Here is an 18,532-nt window from a genome sequence, read left to right as displayed (position 1 = left end):
TTGTTGGAACAATCATCTAAAAATAAAGATAAGAAAGATTTTAAAAAATGCCAATACTGCTTTGATGGATGTCTGGGTATTGGTGGGTCATAACAAAGCGAAGAAGTAATAAAAGGTTATTCGATGAATTTACATGAGTATCAAGCAAAAGCGTTATTAAAAAAATATGGTATGCCTGTTCAAGAGGGTGTACTGGCAACCAATGCAGCAGAAGCTGTCGCAGCATTTGAGCAACTCGGTGGCAAGTTTGCCGTGATGAAAGCTCAAGTTCATGCTGGAGGACGTGGTAAAGCAGGTGGTGTTAAAGTCGTAAAATCCAGTGAGGAAGCTGCTGAATATGCAAATGGCATTATTGGCACACGACTTGTAACCTATCAAACTGATGCCAATGGTCAGCCGGTAAATAGTGTTCTGGTCTGTGAGGATGTTTATCCGGTTGAGCGTGAATTATATCTTGGTGCAGTGGTCGATCGTTCTAGCCGTCGTGTCACCTTTATGGCATCTACAGAAGGAGGGGTAGAAATTGAAAAAGTTGCAGAAGAAACCCCAGAAAAAATTATTAAAGTTGAAGTCGATCCTCTGGTCGGGCTTTTACCTTTTCAAGCCCGTGAAGTTGCATTCGCCCTTAATTTAAAAGATGGACAAATCAACCAATTTGTCAAGATTATGACGGCGGCTTATCAAGCCTTTATTGAAAATGATTTTGCATTATTTGAAATTAATCCACTTTCAGTTCGAGAAAATGGCGATATCCTGTGTGTCGATGCCAAAGTGGGGATCGATTCAAATGCACTGTATCGTTTACCTGAAATTACAGCAATGCGCGATAAGTCTCAGGAAAATGAGCGTGAACTGAAAGCTTCCGAATTTGATCTGAACTATGTGGCACTTGAAGGTAATATTGGTTGCATGGTCAATGGCGCAGGCCTTGCTATGGCTACCATGGATATCATCAAACTGTACGGTGGTCAACCTGCAAACTTCCTTGATGTTGGTGGTGGTGCAACCAAAGACCGTGTGATTGAAGCATTTAAAATTATCCTTTCAGATTCATCTGTGCAAGGTGTGTTGATCAATATCTTCGGGGGTATTGTGCGTTGTGACATGATTGCAGAAGCAATTATTGCAGCAGTTCAGGAAGTACATGTCACCGTACCTGTAGTTGTGCGATTGGAAGGCAACAATTCAGAGTTAGGGGCAAAATTACTTGATGAATCAGATTTGAAATTAATTTCTGCGAATGGTCTGGCGGATGCCGCAGAAAAAATTGTTGCTGCAGTGAAAGCGTAAGGGAGTATCAATCATGAGCGTATTAGTTAATAAAGACACCAAAGTATTGGTACAAGGCTTCACCGGTAAAAATGGTACATTTCACTCAGAACAAGCCATTGCTTATGGCACTAAAGTGATGGGCGGAGTAACTCCTGGTAAAGGCGGACAATCGCATTTAAGTCTTCCTGTATTTAACACCATGAATGAAGCAGTAAAAGAAACCAATGCTGATGCTTCTGTGATTTATGTACCCGCACCTTTTGTTTTAGATTCTATTATAGAAGCTGTAGATGCAGGTATTGGTTTAATTGTGGTGATCACAGAAGGCGTACCCACATTAGATATGTTAAAAGCCAAACGTTATCTTGAAACCTATGGTAATAACGCACGTCTAATTGGGCCAAACTGTCCGGGTATTATTACTCCAGGTGAATGTAAAATTGGCATTATGCCGGGACATATTCATCAACCGGGTAAAGTTGGAATCATTTCGCGTTCAGGAACCTTGACGTATGAAGCGGTGGCGCAAACCACGAAGCTGGGTTTAGGTCAGTCGACTTGTATCGGAATTGGGGGAGACCCAATTCCGGGCATGAACCAAATTGACTGCTTGAAACTGTTCCAAGAAGACCCGCAAACTGAAGCCATCATTATGATTGGTGAAATTGGCGGTACTGCGGAAGAAGAAGCCGCTGAATATATTCAGTCACATGTGACCAAACCTGTAGTAGGGTATATTGCTGGTGTAACTGCACCTAAAGGCAAACGTATGGGCCACGCAGGCGCAATTATTTCAGGTGGTAAGGGGACTGCGGAAGAAAAGTTTGCTGCCTTTGAACGTGCTGGTATAGCCTATACTCGTAGTCCAGCAGAATTGGGTTCGACGATGCTTCAAGTATTAAAAGACAAAAGCTTGACTTAATTTTTTGAAAAATAAAAAAGCTCTCATTTGAGAGCTTTTTTATTGGAGTATATTCATTAAAATTAATGGATTTTTTTCATAAATCAAAAATAAGCATCTTTTGGTTTGATATTTATATGCTACATTTCAGCGCTATCCTGCATAATTTGCGAATGAAATACATCAGTTTAAAAAGCTTTCTGAAACACAGTGCAAGTAATACACAGACATCGCTTGGTTAACTTCTATTTAAAGGTTAAGCAACTAAAATGCATGTTCTGCTAAATGCGGATCGGCCAAGTCAAGCCCAGAAGATCAACTTGTGTTTTGTCTGAGCTAGTAGCGCAAATAAAGAACTTTTTCATGAGGCTACGAGTCATGGGATTCCAGAACCAACAGCCTCAAGAGTTTTATGGTATGTAGAAGATGATTTGATTCAGTCGAGTCTGTTTTAATTTATCGAAGAATTTGCCTGTTGTACGTTTTCAATTAAAAAGATAATGCTAATGCATTGATGGGAATTTTCTGATTATAAAGGCTACAGAAATTTCAATCCAAAAGCCTAAAAATAGCTATAGCGGCAAGAAAAAAACATATACCTTTAAAGTGCAGACCATTATTCAGTATAAAACTCAGCAAATAATGAGTTTATGTACCTGTCGCGGTGCGGTGCATGATGTTGAGGTATTCAAATGCAATTTACAGGAGATTCCTTTCGGGGCTTTTATCCTTGCAGATAAACGCGATCAAGGGATTATAATTTTTTATTTAAATAGCCAGTTATCGTTCAAAGTTAAGAGACGTTGTAAACTGGATTCTGCACTAAAAAGTCATAACCAAAAAATCGATAAAAGAATAATAAAATCCTTGCGAAACGTTATCGAAATAGAGGAAAAAGACTCGGTTTAAGATTCAATTTAATGGCTGGAATTTACAATATTGAACTGAGCAAAAATGATTTATGAATGTCTATTTATTAAAATTAATATAAAGAAATGACCTAATAAAAAAATATACAGGATTATTTTTCACGATTATTATAAAGTGATATGTGTCATATTAATAGATAAAAACACAAAATGAAACACAAAAAAAGGTTGATATGATTAGCTTTGAGGGTATTGTTTATTGGATTGCAATAATTAATAACAATGAATGATGAATTTTTAAATATGAATAAAGTAGATTCTAGATTAAATATACTTACCCTCTCTTGTAGCACCTTACTGTTTTCTACATTTTTGCATGCAGAATTATTATATAGGGACTCTATAGATCCGCAACGTGAAAAAACAGTAGATTCGATTAAGCAAGGACAGGTAGATGCGGGTTTACAAAAACTCAGACAATTATTAGTGCTCCAGCCCAATAATCAGAAACTGATTGCTGATTTTATTGTGATGTCATATGAACATCAAAAATTTACCGAGCAAGATATTAAATATCTCTCCGGTATACAAACACAACAATTTCCAGATTATGCAAAGGTTGATGTCCTTAAAGCCTTGCGCGATCTAAAAAAATTTGAATTGGCAGAACAATGGGCGAAAAAATTCGCTCAGACCGATCAAAATCAAATATGGGTTGTATGGATAGGGGTATTACAGGCAGAAGCAGGTAAAACTCTTGAATCGAAAAAAACCTTGTCTGCGCTCGATATCAACTATATTGATCCTGATTATTTAGCTCAGCTTGCTTATGCCTATCGCATTTTAAATATGCCAGTGGAGGCATTGAATACCGCCAGTTTAGCCGTTGAAAAGAATCCAAATAATAGTAGTGCGCAAGAGCAGTATGCATTGGCACTTATGGTAAATGCAGATTATGCCAAAGCAGAAAAATATATTCAGAATAATCAAATATTGGCAAATAAACCTCAACTTAGAACAAATGCAAAAATTAGTGAATTTACCCTGCGCATTCAGAATGCAGTGCAGTATTACAAGGCTTCAACCTATCGTGATCGTGGAAATATTGCTTATAAACAACTCAATCAAGTTATAGATGAGATGGCAAAGTATGAATCCCAACTGCCTAATGACCCCAATATTAAACGTCAATTTTATTACGAGTACATATATGCTTTAAATGAGAGAAACTTGGCTCAGGAAGTGCTCGCACAAATACCCAAAATTGGATTACCTATCGAGCAAATGCCTCCTTATGTACGTCAAGCGATTGCAGATGCGTATTTAAAGAATCGGCAACCTAAATTGGCCGAGGCACAATATAGAAGTTTGCTAAAGGAAAAAAACTATCAAACTTATGAAGTGTATTCAGGTTTGTATTACGCATTAATTGAACAAGAAAAGTATGAGCAGGCCAATAATTTACTGTTAGAAATGGACAAAATGTTGCCTACTTATCGATATAGCAATGCAAAAGGTGTCGATAGAGTTACCCATGAGGACCGTATGGAATATATAAACTTGGTCGGTCTCAATTATGTTTATCGCCAAGAATATGGTAAAGCGCAACAATATTTTGAAAAGCTGGTCGCAAAAGCACCCAATAATGTGGTTTATCAAAGTAATCTTGCGCTAGTACAACGCTGGCGTAAACAACCTCAACGCTCAGAATGGACACTGGCGCAATGGGATGGTGTTGAGCCAGTTGATTCCTTAATACGAATCAATCACTTAGAGAATATGCAGGCATTAGGTGATATTTCAGAATGGCGTAAGCAGAATGCTTATCTTATGGAAGCCATGCCAGGAGATTCTGGTGTTGTAAAAAGCAAAAAAGAACTTGACGATCGTAATCGTTTCTCCATTCAGCATCAGAGTACTTTTTCAAAAAATGAATCTGATAACTCTGCTGTTCTGAATCGTTTAAAAGGCAGTCGTGAACAGGAGAATTTAACACGTATTAATACCCCATGGTTTTTTGATACTTTTCGTGCTTATGCCAATCATAGTAATCGTTGGGCGAATTATGAGGATGGCAAAATTGATGATCAACGTGTGGGACTTGGACTTGAATGGGAATCGCGTCGTAAAGCCGCCAATATCATGCTTTCTCAAAGTATAGATAATGAAGATGATCGTTTTGGAGTACAAGTGGACTGGTCACAATGGTTGAGTGATCACTGGCAGTATGTTTTAGGTTTTAATAGTCAGGCCGATATTCCATTACAAGCTATAAAAAAAGGTAATGAAGGTCAATCTTATACTTTTGGTCTGAACTGGAATCACAATGAATCTCGTGAAGCGGGTACAGCTTATCAATTAACTGATATCGATGATGGAAATACCCGTCAGGAAGTCTCTGCCTACTTTAAGCAACGGGTTTTTGCGGCCCCGCATCATATTACCAGTTTTATTTTAGGCGGATATTACAGTAAAAATGATGATGTACAAGTTGATTATTTCAATCCTAATGAAAGTTATAGCGCAGAACTCACTTTACAACATGATTGGATTACTTGGCGTAGACATGACAGAAATTTCACACAACATTTCGAAGCAACCATCGGAACTTTTGGGCAAGACGGATTTTCCTCAAAACCGATTTATAACGCATTTTACCAACATGACTGGCAACTTTCGCGGACCTGGAATTTGAATTACGGAATAGGATGGGGAACACATCCTTATGATGGTATAGATGAAAAAAGAACTTACGCAGTGCTTGGTTTTAAGGGGAATTTTTAATGAGAAAAATTGCAACAATTTTATTCGCTGTAGTGTTGACAACAAATTTAGCAATTCCTAGCGTAAGTTTGGCTCAAAATGTGACAAATTCAGCAATTGAAATGCCAGATAATCTTTTTGTAACTCTTACTTTTCATGATGTACGAGATGATGTCGCTAAGGTGGGGGATCGAGATGTTTATGCAATTAGTACTAAAAATTTAGCACAATTTTTTGCGTGGATTCAACAAGAAGGATGGCATCCAATTCGCCTGCAAGATGTGTGGGAAGCACGTCAAAAGAAAAAGAGCCTGCCTCCTAAATCAGTATTGTTGACTTTCGATGATGGGGCATTAAGTAGTTATACCCGAGTTTTCCCTTTATTGAAGCAATATGATTTTCCAGCCGTATTTGCAATTCCAACCAGTTGGATTAATGGCAACAACAAAGATGCCTATTCTGCCTATGGTGAAAATAATTTAATGACCTGGGATCAAATGCGTGAAATGCAAGAATCAGGTTTAGTCGATTTTGCTTCACACTCAGACGATTTACATAAAGGTATTCTTGGCAATCCACAAAAAAATATGCAGCCTGCTGCAATTACCCGTGAATATTTGCCTAAGCTGGGTAAATATGAATCTGAACAAGCTTATCAAAAACGAGTGATTGCGGATTTAAGAAAATCTAAGGAAATTTTAGACTTCCAGTTAGGTATCAATACCAGAGCTATTTTCTGGCCTTATGGGGCAGTAACAAAAGAAAGTGAACAACTTGCCGCAAAGGCAGGATTGCCAATGTCTTTTAGCTTGGGCAGTATGTCTACACTTGTGGACTCCGGGGCCACATATCAACGCGGCTTGATTATGAATAATCCAACGCCTGAAATGATCCATGAGGAAATGCTGGATTTTTTGACTTTTGCACGAGCACTCTATAAGCAACGCAAAAGTATTATTCGTTTCGAATTAAGTGAAATGGTCAGCAAAAACAATCAAGTATTCGATCAAAAACTTGGACAGTTATTAGATCAAGTTAATTCATTAAAAACCAATACGATTGTATTAAAAGCAGTGGCTGACGAAAATGGGGATGGAAAAATAGACGTTGCTTATTTCCCAAATCAGCAGCTTCATATGCGCCAAGATTTGCTGAATCGAACAGTTTGGCAGGCGCGCACACGCATCAATAATCGAGTATATGCGGAACTGCCTATAAGTCTGGAAACACAACAAGGCCTTAAGCTTGATGAGTTAACCGCTGATTTGGTCAAGAATAACTCATCAATTGAAGGCTTGATGATAGAAATTGGTGATGAGTTCTTATGTGGCGTACAAGATAAAACTTGGGATGGTGCTTGTAGCCAAAAAATGAAACAAGTTTTTCAAATTAAAGAACGCAGCAAAGAAAAGGCAAAATATTATACAAACATTAGTAATAATTATCAGACTGCATTGAAAATGACTTTAAAGGATAAGCATTTAGATGGTTTAAAACTCTTACTTGATAGTTGTCTAGTTCAAGGCGACTTCCTATATCTCGAACTTGATCCTGTTCGTTACCCTAAAGTATTTAAAGCCATGCAAAAACAGTTAGAACAATTGAATCTTAAACAGAAACAGCATTTGATTGTGAGTTTTACCGTTGATCCGAATGTATCTAAAAGTGAATGGAAAGAATATCAATATGATTATCAAGTTTTAAAAAGGCTGGCTGTACAAAAAATTGGTCTTAATAATTATCAATTAAACGAAGGTAGACGATTTCAGGAAAATCTTTACCAGTCTATTAGTTCAAATGACAGTCCATTAACTTATCGAAATCCTTTTGAAGGCAACATTGCCAAGGAGATGAAATAATGGAAGAGTTGATTCATCTTAGATTTAGTGATTTTTATTTTGGCTTTGCCTTTTTCTATCCTTTATTTATGGCATGGCTTTGGATAGCGGGGGGGATCTGGTTTTACTTAAAGCACGAAGTTAAAAAAACAGCCTTACCAAAACCAAGTGAACATGGCTGTAGTATTGTTATTCCTTGTTTTAATGAAGAAGCACAGGTCCGAGAAACGATTAAATTTGCAATGCAATCTCAGTACCCAAATTTTGAAGTGATTGCAGTGAATGATGGAAGTCGAGACAAAACTGCTGAAATTCTAGATTCACTTTTACAGCAATACCCAAAATTGAGAGTGGTTCATTTAGCTGAAAATCAAGGTAAGGCTTATGCGCTTCGTGCAGGTGCAATGGTCAGTCAAAATGAATATCTGGTCTGTATTGATGGTGATGCCTTATTACATCCGCATGCTGTTTTATGGATGATGCATCATTTAACCCGCTTCCCGAGAATTGGTGCGGTAACGGGTAATCCTCGTATTGTGAACCGTTCTAGTATCCTCGGTAAAATTCAAGTGGGTGAGTTTTCCTCGATCATTGGTTTGATTAAACGCGCCCAACGAACTTATGGACGGATTTTTACAGTTTCGGGTGCAATTGCCGGTTTTCGTAAAACTGCTTTAGACCGTATTGGTTATTGGCGTGATGACATGATTACAGAGGATATTGATGTGTCATGGCGTTTACAGTTTGACCATTGGGATTTGCAATATGTACCACGAGCACTTTGTTACATTTATATGCCAGAAACAATCAACGGGTTATGGAAGCAACGCTTACGTTGGGCGCAAGGCGGAATTGAAGTTTTAATCGCTTATCTCCCTAAACTGTTTAAGTGGAATTTGCGCCGGATGTGGCCAATTGCTCTGGAATCCGTTATCAGTGTGGTTTGGGCATATGTGATGTTTGGTATTATTCTTTTGTATTTATATGGTCTGTTTTTCTCTTTACCGGGCGAATGGGCAATTCAATCGCTCTTTCCTCAATGGTATGGGGTGATTCTGGGGCTAACGTGTCTTATCCAGTTCTTTGTCAGTTTATGGATTGATAAGTCTTATGATAAAGACCGAATGTTCAGGAACTATTTTTGGGTGATCTGGTATCCATTATTCTTCTGGATACTAGCGATGCTCACCACGGTCGTCGCATTACCCAAAACAATTTTCAAAACTCAAAAGCGTGCTCGATGGGTTAGTCCAGATCGTGGTTTTAGAGGAGAGATGAAAAATGACTAATATAGATAAACTTCATATTGTTAAAGATGAGTCGAAGTTAGAACTTCCTGCTTATATTGATAAACCTGAATATGTAAAAAATAAGTCAGTGGGTTATAGTTTGCAAATTGCAGGTTGGCTTACTTTTATGTGGTTGTTCATGCCACTGTTGACAGGATTTTTCTGGTGGGTAGAAGGTAAAACGATTTATCAACAACTGGTGATCCAAGCGGCACCCGATAGCCAGTTGAGTCTAATGAATATCATCATGATGATTACCACCTTTATATGTGCACTGCTGCTTTGGGCAACATATAACTGGATTCGCTTTTATAACCGTGAGCGTCGTAGTACTCCTTTAGCCATAGATGAACAACAGCTTGCAAGGAGTTTTATGGTTAATACGATAGATATTCTGAATATGCAACAGGCAAAAAATCTAACCCTTTATTATGATAATAAAGGGAAGTTAGAATTTTTTGAGGTTAATCATCAGTTAAAAAAGCGTGTTTCAGCCTAGAAGGTTGAGGGTGTTCAGTAACAAAGTCATCGGGGTAATAACCAATATGTTTTACTCCATGTTTCTCTAAAAACTTGATGGTTTCTGTAAGTTCTTGGGTAGATATTTTCTGATTATTTCTCCAATTCACAGCTTGAAGTTCAAAGATGGTACGACTCAATTCTGGGTCGTATTTTTTTGATTGTTGAATTAAATCTAAATAGAACTGCTGATGATCATCGGCTTCTTCCATATAGGGCATCGCCATGATGGCATTATAATCATAGTATTTATATGTGCTGGGCATCGACTGGCTAAACCAGTTCTCACTTACTGGATTTAATACCACGGGTGCATACATATTTCGTGCAGTAAGGATATTTGGTTGCTGTTGTTTAAGTATCTTGCTAATACCTTCAGCAAATTGATCAAGATATGCTGTTTTGTGTTGAGCTAATGGTGCTTTTTTTGGAAAATTTTGGAGTTTTGATATCTGCTCTGAATTAAACCCCCACGATTGATACATCTTTCGGGCAGGAGCAGAAATATCTTCATAATCATTCAGGGTAATATCATCATGATAGAGTACTCCATCCACTGAATTAGACTTCATAAAATCTAAATAAATTTCAGAAACATATTTCAGGTTTTGTTGATCAAATGGAGAAACCCGAATATAACCTTGCTTTCCGCCTTCACTATGTAAAACATAGGGAATGTGGTAGCTTTTTGGAAATTCCCAAGCCATTAAAGGCAGCCACGCATATATATGTTTTACCTGAGTTTTGCTACGAATTTGCTTTACTAGAACTGGAAAAAGATTTTCTCTTAAGGGAATATGACGGTTTTTAAAGTAGACCCGATCTGTTGAACCATTCGCATCTGGATCAGCAAAAGCTTGTAAAAAAATGGTATTAGGTTGAATCTGTTGAATCCGTTCTATTAAAGTCCGAATATTCTCCTGTTGCTGTTTTTTGTCTTTGTCATATATATAGTCAATATCGATATGCATAATGCGCATCTGATCAATTTTAGTGGTTTTCTTTGCTGAAGAAATAAGTTTTTTGACAGTATTCTGCTGAACAATATCATTTATAGGGTGATGTTTAATTTGAGGTAAATCTGCAGAGTTTACAGTAGAAGTCAGGCAGCCTAGACTTAAATACAGGCAAGGGGTAAAACGATTTTTACACATCTTTTTAAAATTAATCATTTTTTTATACTCGCGTTTAGTTAGTTTTTGCTAGATAAATCATTGTTTTTTGAAAAATCATAAATTATTTTTGATTGTATTCTGGGCAAATTTTATTTTTTAATTTTTATTGCGCTCGAATTAAATCATCAAGCACTCTTTTTATTTTGAATATGGTATCTAGGCTAGGAGGATTATTGTTTAAAATCTCCCATAAATTTTCGGGACAACTTGCAAGTTGATATCAGATTAGTCTTTACACCAACTGCACCGGTCTTCAGTGCCCTGTAAGGTAATTCCATTCCAGTAAGAGTCAATTTAGAACAAGTTTCGCAAGTCACCATAAAAGAAATAGAAGAATGGGTTATAAAAGAGTTATCGCCGTTAATACCAACAAACGGGATACCTGAAAATTTTGCTTTTACCGCAGTGTCCAGTAGTTGTTGAGTAATTTGGCTATTTGGGAAAATAGAGCTATACCATTCCAATGCAGCTTTTGCATTTTCTTTAAACCGCAAGGCAGGGTAAATAGAGGAAGTCATTATTATGCTCTATATATGCAATGTCAGCAGATAATGTAACGTCCTACAGTTATAACTCAAGTAAGTTTATGCAGAATAATTGTATAAAATTTATTCAATTTAAAATAAAAAATGTAGCTGATTTGGCTGCATTTTTTAAATTTTTATTTAGATGAAGCCACTTTAGACTTTGAGTTAAACTATTAGGATTAACTGCTTGAATACCCCCGTTAATTCATCAGGCTAGCAATGATCGGGGGGTTGAATTTGATAACGTAAAGCTAAAGCGCTGTTCACCACTTACTCAGATAGGGACGTTACCCATGATCCGAATAGACTTCGCTTGATGCATTGATTCCGACCCTCTAGCCTAGAATGTTGATTTAATTGATTTTAACATTATCAATATTTCTATCTATTTAATGCTTTTTACGGATAATCTGGTGTAAATATTTTAATAATGCTAAACGAATCTAGATTTCTACCTGTTTTCGATAGACAAGATGTTATTCGTTTCATTAACCATACGGTTGGATAATACAACCGGTTAAACTATAAAGGGCTAAGAAAATAATTAGCGGGACAAAAAGTGGCACATACCTAAATATAACCAGTCTAAAACTTAGGGGGAATCTGATCTGCATCGATGCCAATTTCAACATGTTATGCAGTGCTTAAATTATTCAGTAAAATTGCTCCAACCATCCTTTAGAGCCACCACCCAGTAAAAGCAAAAGTAGCTCTTAACTGCCTGATAGCAACATCAGGCAAATATAAACTCTGAAAATGAGCGTAAAAGAATGAATAATAAGTTCCCCCATTATTTTTTTACCTCTATACATTTGTTCACTTAAATTATTCAAATTATTGTTTTTTATATAAAATAATCTAAATCAAACAGAGTGGTGAAGAAATAAATTTGTCTAAAAAATGAATTCATGTTGGTATAAATGTAAGTTCAGTTGTTGAGCAGAGTTATTGTTTTATGAAGAGGTGTTTTTAGTAAGGTTTGTAGAAGATGATTTAAATTTCTCCTCTCGTAAAAGAGTAGAAATGTGATAAAGGTCTAGGAGATACTGATTATCCACCTTTTAATTAAATTGGCTAAATGTAGGACATCTCAAAACAATCAGATCTTGATTTAAGCCGCGCCTAATTCAGATAAAGCTTAATTCAAACAGGTTTGAATACGAACTTTCATGTCCAAAGCCTGTTGCGTAATAAAGTTTTTCATCCAGTGCACTGGTTGTCCCATCGGATTAGTTTTAACCGCGGTATTTAGGAAATTTAATTCAGGTTGATTGAATAATTGGCTTTCAATTGCTTCTTCAAGTTGCGTACTATTGGCTGCAAGTGGAAGACTGACCAAATAGAATGCTTTGGGGTAGTTATAAAAAGCATACAGCAAGTTAAATGCTTTTTGATCGGCCTTAAGATTACCCGCCCCAATTTCATAGCTACGGTCTTGGTTGCTATGGGTAACACCCATCAAAAAATCGAGATAATTATCCGAAAGTCTTAGTCCAAATTGCAGCCCAATCTGGTCAGCAGTGAGTTCATGTTGCACAAAATCATTCAGGATTGAACCATCATCATTCAAAGGTTCTTGCAAGATCAGAAAATGCTCATTGTGTTGATAGATATGAACAGCAAGCTGTGCCTGTTCTAGGCTGGATTTAACGGATTTAAGAGTACAGTCTAGCGTAGGCATAATACAAAACAAAATAGGAGATGGGAGAGAATTTGGCTAATCTATGTAATTTTCAGCACGAATAACATAGATGTTTTAGAGGAATAACCAATCAGATAAGATTTTGTAAATTTTAATGTTGGCTTGTGGTAATAGCACTGTCTGAATAAAATAATAGATCAGCATTTAAGTGAATCATTAATAAAAACTTATACTTATTATTAGGTAAGCTTTATATGACAATTTTGCATATCAATATAATAAAACAAGCAATAGTTGTGATAACTAAATCTTTATAATGAATATATATATTTTTAAAAGTGTAATAAGTACACGTTGATCTGAGTTGGTGTTGTCAATGTCCATAAATGAGGAAAGACTTACTCATCTTAAACAGCTAGAAGCTGAGAGTATTCACATTATCCGTGAAGTGGCTGCCGAATTTGAAAATCCGGTCATGTTGTATTCTATTGGTAAAGATTCTGCCGTGATGCTGCATCTTGCCTTAAAAGCATTCTATCCTGCAAAACTCCCATTCCCGCTATTGCATGTCGATACAGGTTGGAAGTTCAAAGATATGATCACATTCCGCGACAACATGGCGAAAACCCATGGTTTCGATCTGATCGTACATCAAAATAAAGAAGGGAAAGACGCTGGGATCAACCCGTTTGATCATGGTAGCTCTAAATATACCGACATCATGAAAACCCAAGGCCTAAAACAGGCTCTGGATAAATACAAGTTCGATGCTGCTTTTGGTGGCGCGCGCCGTGATGAAGAAAAATCACGTGCTAAAGAACGTGTCTATTCTTTCCGTGATACGAAGCACCGTTGGGATCCTAAGAACCAGCGTCCCGAACTTTGGAACCTTTACAATGGTAAAGTGAACAAAGGTGAAAGTATTCGTGTGTTCCCGTTATCAAACTGGACTGAGCTTGATATCTGGCAATACATCTATCTGGAAAGTATTCCATTAGTACCACTTTATTTAGCTGCAGAACGTCCTGTAGTTGAACGTAGTGGCACACTGATTATGGTTGATGATGAACGCATGCCTTTAAAAGAAGGTGAAGTTCCGCAAATGAAATCGGTACGTTTCCGTACATTAGGTTGTTACCCATTGACGGGTGCGGTTGAATCAACTGCTAACACCTTGCCGGAAATTATCCAGGAAATGCTTTTGGCCACAAGTTCTGAACGTCAAGGTCGTATGATTGACCATGATGAAGCAGGCTCGATGGAAAAGAAAAAGCAGGAAGGTTATTTCTAAGAATCCCTTTAAAAATCTCTCTTGTGCAGCAGTGCTGCTTACCTCTTTATAAAAGAAGGGTAAATAAAAAAGGGTAGTCCTCCATGGTCCGTGGAGGATTTAGGTGGATTCAAAGAGATTCAAAACAACCGATTTCTAAAGAATATGTGGAGTTTGAGCAATGTCTCATCAATCAGAACTCATTAGCCAGGATATCTTGGGCTATTTAAAACAACATGAAAATAAAGATTTATTGCGTTTCTTGACTTGCGGTAACGTGGATGATGGTAAATCGACTTTAATCGGTCGTTTGCTTTATGATTCAAAATTGATCTATGAAGATCAGTTGCAAGCGGTAACGCGCGACTCTAAAAAAGTCGGCACCACAGGTGATGCGCCTGACTTAGCGCTTCTTGTAGATGGCTTACAAGCTGAACGTGAACAGGGTATTACCATTGATGTGGCATATCGTTATTTCTCTACTGAAAAACGCAAGTTCATCATTGCTGATACTCCAGGGCATGAGCAATACACACGTAACATGGCGACAGGTGCATCTACTTGTGACCTTGCGATCATTTTGATTGATGCGCGTTATGGTGTGCAAACTCAAACTCGTCGTCATACCTATATTGCAAGCTTGCTCGGTATTAAGAACATTATTGTTGCGATTAACAAAATGGACTTGGTTGAATTCTCTGAAGCGCGCTTCAATGAAATTCAAGCCGACTATGCCAACTTCGTGAGCCAATTGGGCGACCGTAAGCCAAGCAACATCATTTTTACGCCTATTTCTGCATTGAATGGCGATAACGTGGTGAACAAGTCTGAAAATACGCCGTGGTACACTGGCGAAACCTTAATGGGTACGCTTGAGTCTGTTGAAATTAACCGTGATACCGCGAAACGTGATTTCCGTTTCCCTGTGCAGTATGTCAACCGTCCTAACCTCGACTTCCGTGGTTTCGCAGGTACGATTGCGCTTGGTGAAATCAACGTAGGTGATAAAATTGTTGCTTTACCATCGGGCAAGTCTTCAACGGTTAAAGAAATCGTAACTTTCGATGGCAACCTTGAACATGCATTTGCAGGTCAAGCGGTGACATTGACGCTAAACGATGAAATTGATGTATCACGCGGTAATATGTTGATCCGTGCGGATCAGGGTATTCCTGCCATTTCGCGTTCGGTTAAAGCAACTGTGGTATGGATGGCAGATCAACCGCTTGTGCTGGGCAAGTTGTATAACATCAAAATTGGTACACAAACCGTTCCTGCCAAAGTGACTGGTATTAACTTCCGTACCAATGTGAATACACTTGAGCAAATGCAAGTGGATCACCTTGAGCTGAATGCGATTGCCAACGTCACTATTGAATTTGATGCACCAGTAGTATTTGACCGTTATCAGGACAGCCGTTATACCGGTTCATTTATCTTCATTGATCGTTTGAATAACGTCACGATTGGTGCGGGTATGGTGGAAGAGTCGGTTGAATGGTCAGCTCATACCAATCCAGTAACAGCGGAAGACCGTGCAGCACGTTTGGGTCAAAAACCAGCGTCAATTACTGCATCTGCAAAAGCATTGGAAAATGCCCAAGCACTTGAGAACTTGTTGCTTCAACAAGGTATCGTTGCGATTGCAAAAGCAGACTTAGATACTGCACAAGTTGTATTGCTTCGTGAAACAGGTATTGCAGTAATTACTACTGTTGCAGAAGGTACAGATGTAAGCTTCGCGCAAGAGTCGGTTGAAGAATTGGCTGAGAAGATTGTGGAATTGGTTCGTCTGTAAGACTGAGTTGATTTGAAAGAAGACCCACCGTAAGGTGGGTTTTTTATATAATAAGAAGAAAATAGAAAGGAATAAAAGAAATAGAAAATCAACAATTTGAAGTTTACGGATCTGAGATTCACTATACATATAGTAGCTATTTAGATGTGCAGATAGTTGATATTTCTAGTCTCATCGAGAATATATTGAAATTAAGATTGGGAACGTGTGCAATTAAAAATAATAGAATTCACTATAATTTAAATGATGAATATAAAATATTAGGTTTTGAAACTTACTTTCAAAATGAAAATGAGGCAGCTATAAATTTTTATCCTGTCCAAAATACAGAAACTGGTGAAAATATCCCAGAATATTGTTTAATTGCTGTGAATGAAAGTTTTCATCAAGCTAGAATATTTAATATATTGTCTACGGAATCTGTAAAATTTTATTTGGAAAAAATATATTTAGAATATGAAAAAGAAGTAATCAAATTAACTCCTATTGTTACTGTTTTTGAAGATGGGGTTGTTGTAATTAAATATAAAAATGAATTAGACAATACTGATCTAAATATAAAAGAGTATATTGATCAGTGTATTAATCTTGGTTTACACCCAATTGATAGAGCTTATGTTAGTCCGTTCCTTTGTAAGCTATTAGCTACATCATATAACCATACTTTACGAACACCATTTTATAAGCGATGGAAGTTGTTAAAAGATGAAAAGTTGCACTACAAAGTGGTTGATAAAAATATTAAAGTTTTTAGGAGCGAATCAGAGTCACTAGGTTTAATTGAGTTAACAAGAGATACAGTTTCCAGAGATACGCTTTCAACTTTAACTCAAAGTCTTTTGAATCTATTTGCTTACTTGTTAAGTAATCCAAACTCAGGGATTAGATATTTGTTATTTGGGCAGAGGAAAATTATAGAAAATGGTACTTATTGGGAAGGAAGGCCATATATATATTTATTGGATTTCAAGGGGGAGTGTTCAACTGCAAGTGAAAATAATAAAAAATTTAAAAATGAATTTTTAAGCATTATAGAACGGTTTACATCAGATTTTAGAAAGGATCGTGAGTTGGTTGAAGATATTCGTTTTTTTGACGATGCTTCGATCTTTTTTGAAAAATCAGCATGCCTAAAAGTTTTATCTAAAAAAGCGAAAGAAATTGATGTGCCAGAAAATTATATTTCATCACACGAGGCGATTGCTACGTATATAGAATATGTTTACATGCTTCATAGAGCGCTATTGCAAAAAATAAGACAAAGTCATTCTGTTGATGAGGTTTCAGCTCTTCGTTGGCGAGCAAATGAACTTGCAAGTCCTCAAGAAATAGCTGCATCGGGTGAAGTGCGTATATATAGTAAAAATGCTTGGGAAAAATTTGGGATAAATGATTTAAAAGCGCAGATTAATGAAGCAATTTTAATAAGTTATGATGAAAAACAATTTAAACATGAGAAAAAGGGTAATGTAGTCAATTTAGCTTTTGCAATTCTTTTTGGGCTATTAGCAATACCAAGTGTAGGAAAAGACATTATAGCACCTATTTGGAAAACTACTAATTTTTACTATCCTGCTAATGCATACGAAAATCTATATTTCTTTTTAGTTACTTGTTTGATCTTGGTGATAATGGCTTTTTTAGTTTTAACAAGTATTAGATTTTTTACAAAAGAAAAATAATGACAAATACAAAAAAACAAGTAAGATATATCTTAATTAATCTTAAGGTGTATCTTTGTTATGCCAAATTCTGAGCTTGTTGTAGATATCGGAAGCATTACCAAACCCCGTAAACGTCTGTTTGAATCAGGGCATATGAAACTGTTGGTACTGCATCTTATTGCTCAAGCACCCAAGTTTAGTTATGACATTATCAAAGATGTAGGCTGCGTCGTAGGCGGCGGTTATACACCTAGCGCAGGTACCATCTACCCAACGCTAAATTATCTCGAAGAACAACACTATATACGCTCAGCATTGAATGTAGATGAGCGCAAGCAATACAGCATTACATCTGCCGGCATAAAATACTTAGAAATAGAACGAGCTACTGTAGAGAAAATTCTGTGCCGCTTTAGCACACGTAAACAAATCCACAATAACGAACAGTTTATTGATATCAAACGTGCCATGGAAAATCTAAAAACATCGCTGCGCCTGAAAATACAGCGTTGTGAGCTCACGCCTGAACAAGTCCGTGAGATTGCAGAAAAGATCGATCAGGCCGCTGTAGACATCGCTCGAATGTAAGCACCTACATTTAAAAAGACTCAAAGCGTCTATAAAAAGCCAACATCAAGATGAAGTATATATAGGTCAATTATGCATAACCATCTTCCAAAAATTCATCCCAAGCATTTAGCGTGGCTCATGCCTCTGTTTTTATCTGGCATCATGAGTGGCGCGATTTCTTGTTTTAACATGATTATTAATAAAGGTTTTGGGGATGGCTTCTTTTCTTTGTGGCTGCATGCATGGAGTTTATCGTGGCTGATGGCATTTCCACTGATCCTCATGGTGCTGCCTTTGGTTCATCGTTTCCTTATGCTATTTATGGCCAAACCAAATTAAACCGACATCTAGAGGTATTTCTCTAGCTGATGGTAAGCTCTCAGACATAAGCAGGAGTTGGCTTTAAAGCACAGATGAACTATGTTGAAATAAACC

At 37.1% G+C, this 18,532-nt stretch carries 14 protein-coding genes and 2 pseudogenes; 13 read left to right on the top strand and 3 right to left on the bottom strand.

Features of this window, described 5'->3' with window-relative positions:
- Window positions 1-123: 123 nt before the first annotated feature.
- The 8 genes and pseudogenes from sucC (at window position 124) to pgaD (ending at window position 9,431) form a co-directional block, all read left to right on the top strand.
- Entirely contained in the window at window positions 124-1,290 is a 1,167-nt protein-coding gene (gene sucC / locus E0H89_RS01310) for an ADP-forming succinate--CoA ligase subunit beta (protein ID WP_131213888.1), read from the top strand.
- A gap of 13 nt (window positions 1,291-1,303) precedes the next feature.
- Window positions 1,304-2,194 carry a succinate--CoA ligase subunit alpha gene (gene sucD / locus E0H89_RS01305; protein ID WP_131213886.1) on the top strand — a complete coding sequence of 297 codons (891 nt, stop codon included), beginning with the start codon at window positions 1,304-1,306 and terminating at the stop codon, window positions 2,192-2,194.
- Between the two features lie 489 nt (window positions 2,195-2,683).
- Window positions 2,684-3,010: pseudogene (locus E0H89_RS16880) on the top strand (transposase family protein); the annotation flags it as partial.
- A 12-nt stretch (window positions 3,011-3,022) separates the two neighbouring features.
- A pseudogene (locus tag E0H89_RS16950) lies at window positions 3,023-3,138 on the top strand (IS5/IS1182 family transposase); the annotation flags it as partial.
- 186 nt (window positions 3,139-3,324) lie between these two features.
- Window positions 3,325-5,826: a poly-beta-1,6 N-acetyl-D-glucosamine export porin PgaA gene (pgaA, locus tag E0H89_RS01295; protein ID WP_250697806.1), complete on the top strand. Its 2,502-nt coding sequence runs from the start codon at window positions 3,325-3,327 to the stop codon at window positions 5,824-5,826.
- Window positions 5,826-7,664, top strand: a complete 1,839-nt coding sequence (pgaB, locus tag E0H89_RS01290) for a poly-beta-1,6-N-acetyl-D-glucosamine N-deacetylase PgaB (protein ID WP_131213884.1) — start codon at window positions 5,826-5,828, stop codon at window positions 7,662-7,664. The genes pgaA and pgaB (E0H89_RS01290) overlap by 1 nt, the downstream gene beginning before the upstream one ends.
- Window positions 7,664-8,932 carry a poly-beta-1,6-N-acetyl-D-glucosamine synthase gene (pgaC, locus tag E0H89_RS01285; RefSeq protein WP_131213882.1) on the top strand — a complete coding sequence of 423 codons (1,269 nt, stop codon included), beginning with the start codon at window positions 7,664-7,666 and terminating at the stop codon, window positions 8,930-8,932. The genes pgaB (E0H89_RS01290) and pgaC overlap by 1 nt, the downstream gene beginning before the upstream one ends.
- Window positions 8,925-9,431: a poly-beta-1,6-N-acetyl-D-glucosamine biosynthesis protein PgaD gene (pgaD, locus tag E0H89_RS01280; protein WP_131213880.1), complete on the top strand. Its 507-nt coding sequence runs from the start codon at window positions 8,925-8,927 to the stop codon at window positions 9,429-9,431. The genes pgaC and pgaD overlap by 8 nt, the downstream gene beginning before the upstream one ends.
- On the opposite strand, the gene pgaB (E0H89_RS01275) is transcribed toward pgaD, so the two are convergent.
- From pgaB (E0H89_RS01275) to E0H89_RS01265, 3 genes are all read right to left on the bottom strand, one after another.
- Window positions 9,397-10,623, bottom strand: a complete 1,227-nt coding sequence (gene pgaB / locus E0H89_RS01275) for a poly-beta-1,6-N-acetyl-D-glucosamine N-deacetylase PgaB (RefSeq protein ID WP_131213878.1) — start codon at window positions 10,621-10,623, stop codon at window positions 9,397-9,399. The genes pgaD and pgaB (E0H89_RS01275) overlap by 35 nt on opposite strands.
- A gap of 173 nt (window positions 10,624-10,796) precedes the next feature.
- Window positions 10,797-11,144 (bottom strand): VOC family protein, encoded by a 348-nt coding sequence (locus E0H89_RS01270; protein WP_131213876.1) that lies wholly within the window; start codon window positions 11,142-11,144, stop codon window positions 10,797-10,799.
- Window positions 11,145-12,291: 1,147 nt separating this feature from the next.
- Window positions 12,292-12,834, bottom strand: coding sequence for a hypothetical protein (locus E0H89_RS01265; RefSeq protein WP_131213874.1), 543 nt, complete (start codon window positions 12,832-12,834; stop codon window positions 12,292-12,294).
- A gap of 343 nt (window positions 12,835-13,177) precedes the next feature.
- On the opposite strand from E0H89_RS01265, the gene cysD reads away from it, so the two are divergent.
- From cysD to E0H89_RS01240, 5 genes are all read left to right on the top strand, one after another.
- Window positions 13,178-14,086 (top strand): sulfate adenylyltransferase subunit CysD, encoded by a 909-nt coding sequence (gene cysD / locus E0H89_RS01260; protein ID WP_171459113.1) that lies wholly within the window; start codon window positions 13,178-13,180, stop codon window positions 14,084-14,086.
- A gap of 160 nt (window positions 14,087-14,246) precedes the next feature.
- Window positions 14,247-15,863 (top strand): sulfate adenylyltransferase subunit CysN, encoded by a 1,617-nt coding sequence (gene cysN / locus E0H89_RS01255; protein ID WP_131213870.1) that lies wholly within the window; start codon window positions 14,247-14,249, stop codon window positions 15,861-15,863.
- Between the two features lie 185 nt (window positions 15,864-16,048).
- On the top strand, window positions 16,049-17,545 hold the full coding sequence (locus E0H89_RS01250) for a hypothetical protein (protein ID WP_131213868.1): 1,497 nt from the start codon (window positions 16,049-16,051) through the stop codon (window positions 17,543-17,545).
- A gap of 60 nt (window positions 17,546-17,605) precedes the next feature.
- A complete protein-coding gene (locus E0H89_RS01245; RefSeq protein WP_131213866.1) occupies window positions 17,606-18,115 on the top strand; it encodes a PadR family transcriptional regulator in 510 nt (169 codons plus the stop codon).
- Window positions 18,116-18,187: 72 nt separating this feature from the next.
- Complete coding sequence (locus E0H89_RS01240) at window positions 18,188-18,436, top strand: DUF2798 domain-containing protein (protein ID WP_131213864.1); 249 nt, start codon at window positions 18,188-18,190, stop codon at window positions 18,434-18,436.
- The last annotated feature ends 96 nt before the right edge of the window (window positions 18,437-18,532 follow it).

The organism is Acinetobacter sp. ANC 3781 (assembly GCF_004331285.1).
In the GTDB taxonomy this organism is placed as follows: domain Bacteria; phylum Pseudomonadota; class Gammaproteobacteria; order Pseudomonadales; family Moraxellaceae; genus Acinetobacter.
Note: the sequence above shows the minus strand (reverse complement) of the source record. Positions and strands in the feature narration are given on the sequence as shown.